Annotated in this window: 2 protein-coding genes; both read left to right on the top strand. The window is 56.9% G+C overall.

What is annotated here, in order from left to right; all coding sequences use genetic code 11:
• Nucleotides 1–214: 214 nt before the first annotated feature.
• Nucleotides 215–739: a hypothetical protein gene (locus EEB15_RS32940; protein WP_141514219.1), complete on the top strand. Its 525-nt coding sequence runs from the start codon at nt 215–217 to the stop codon at nt 737–739.
• Nucleotides 740–1,250: 511 nt separating this feature from the next.
• A complete protein-coding gene (locus EEB15_RS32935) occupies nt 1,251–1,712 on the top strand; it encodes a GNAT family N-acetyltransferase (RefSeq protein ID WP_158290311.1) in 462 nt (153 codons plus the stop codon).
• Nucleotides 1,713–2,357: the final 645 nt, after the last annotated feature.

Here is a 2,357-nt window from a genome sequence, read left to right as displayed (position 1 = left end):
AAGGCCGTGCGCAGTCATCTGCACAGTCGCCAGAAGCAGCCCGCGATCATTCGCAATCTGTTCAAGGAAAAGCATGTCCGGTACGCCGCGTGATCCGTTACGCACTATTTATGGGCCGGCTCAGTAACATGTCAATCGACACGGACCCACAACAGCAGGCTGCGGCTTCGCCGCTCATGTTGGTGGTCCGGTCATCTTCACGTTAGGAAGCACTATGCGAGCACCTGGAATCGTCGCAACGGTAGTGGGGGCAGCGGGTGTCGCAGTCTTCACCGCCCTGCTGATTGCGGAGAAGATTGGTACTGCCGGATATGTTTCTCTACTAAGCCTGCTTGTGCTCACGTGTCTCGTGATCCCGGTATTGGAGCGCCTAAAGACGCTCGATGTAAAGAATCTGAAAGTCACCTTGGAAAAGATCGAAAGCGTCAAGAAGGAGATCTACGCGAAAGAATCCGATTTACGGAAGACATCTCTCTTGCTCGCCGAGCTCATCGCAGCGAACACGACGGTCACGGGTATTTGGGGAAACAGCGATACCAAGAAGTACAGCGATGCGCTTGTCCGAACCAAGATCATGCATCTGGCGAAGCAGTTGGGTTTAACGCCAAATGAGCTTGCTGAGATCTTCAAGTATGAAAAGGCTCTCTCGGAAGTTCATGCAGCCCCGAAAGAGGAACATGATCGCCGTTGGGGCGAATTCGTGCAGTTGCTCAAACGAGAGTCGGAGAGTTCTTCCTAACATGTCAATCGACGCGGACCCACAACAGCAGGCTGCGGCTTCGCCGCTGGTGTTGGTGGTCCGGTCATTTTTACGTTATAGCGCGGGGTGAAGGCAGTGGTGTGCGAAGCGTTCACGCGATTGACTTCGCACCGCATGGATAGCGTCGAGCGTTGCACATCGCTCGTAGCGGCTCCGCTTTTCTGGGGGTTGCACCCTGGCGCTCGGGTGAGTCACGGCGCCTGCATTCGAGCAGCTGGCTGCCGACATCTCCGGCCAGGTCTCGCCGTTTGTTGGCCTTCGCGCCCTGGCCTCATCAAATCGGAGGAGGCGCAGCACTCGGGCGAGTTGGCTTGCCAGCATGCGTGAGGCAAACTATGGCCATGCGTATCGCCCGGCAAACAATGAGCACATGCACAAAGGCCGGCCTGCGCCATAACATGTCAATCGACACGGACCCACAACAGCAGGCAGCGGCTTCGCCGCTCATGTTGGTGGTCCGGTCATCTTCACGTTAAAGCGCAAGAACGACTTGGTCACGATCGAACTCCTGGCGACGCACCAAGATTTGCTGCCTACGGTGCAGGCTTGGTTTGAATCTGAGTGGCCGGAGTACTACGGAAAGGGCGGCCGGGGAAGTGCCGCGGTCGATCTCCTCGCGTACTCTCATGCTTCGACTTTGCCCTTGGGTTTGATTGCGTTTCGCTCTGGTCAAGCTTGCGGCTTTGCGGCCCTGAAGTCCGAACCGTTTCCCAGTCATCCTCATCTGGGTCCATGGGCAGGAGCGGCGGTTGTGGTCCCGGACTTGCGTCGGCAGGGGATCGGCAGCCAACTCTTCGCAAGCCTTGAGGAGCGCGCCAGGGCCTTGGGCCACAATCGGCTGTATTGCGCCACTGGCACGTCAGCGTCACTGCTTGTTCGTAGCGGCTGGCGTCTACTTGAGCATGTGGCACACAAAGGCGAGGAGATCGGCGTCTATGACAAAGCGCTCTAACATTTCAATCGACACGGACCCACAACAGCAGACTGCGGCTTCGCCGCTCATGTTGGTGGTCCGGTCATCTCTACGTTAGAGCTCACGATGAAGCGTGCCGTTCTAGCGGTCTTCGGCTTTGGCCTGGCGTTGGGCTGTTGCGCGGAAACCTCGATCTGCGATTTGGAGCTACCCTCTCTCGCACCCGATGGCTCGGTTGAAGTGGCCTTTTCCTCGAGAGCTGATTGGAATTTCAACGACGTCGTCCGCTTCGAAGACATGTATGTGCGGGAAGGTGGCGTGATCTTTATCCCCTATGGCAGAAACTCTGTTGAGAAGCGCGGACCTCTTCGTCTAGCTGTAGGAGAGAGCATTCGGCTATCGAAGCCTCACGAAGGTTGTTCACTTGAGGCGGTCATTGATCAGGGTCGCGTCGGAGTGCTCGTGAAGTGGGCTCTGTCCCTTCCGGGTCTTAAGCCGACTGGGAAGCAAGAGTTTCTTCCGATAAAGGGTTCGCGATGAGCCCTAACTTGCCCGTCTGTCCGCGCCGGTTGAATATTGACCCACCCTGCCGATTGAATTCTGACCCGGGGTGAAGAGCCGACCGCTTGATGGTCGGCTGTGCATAAGTGTAGTTGTTTGCCCTGTTTGTTGACCTCCTCAATG

It is taken from the genome of Ramlibacter sp. WS9 (assembly GCF_003797765.1).
Lineage (GTDB): Bacteria > Pseudomonadota > Gammaproteobacteria > Burkholderiales > Burkholderiaceae_C > Ramlibacter.
Note: the sequence above shows the minus strand (reverse complement) of the source record. Positions and strands in the feature narration are given on the sequence as shown.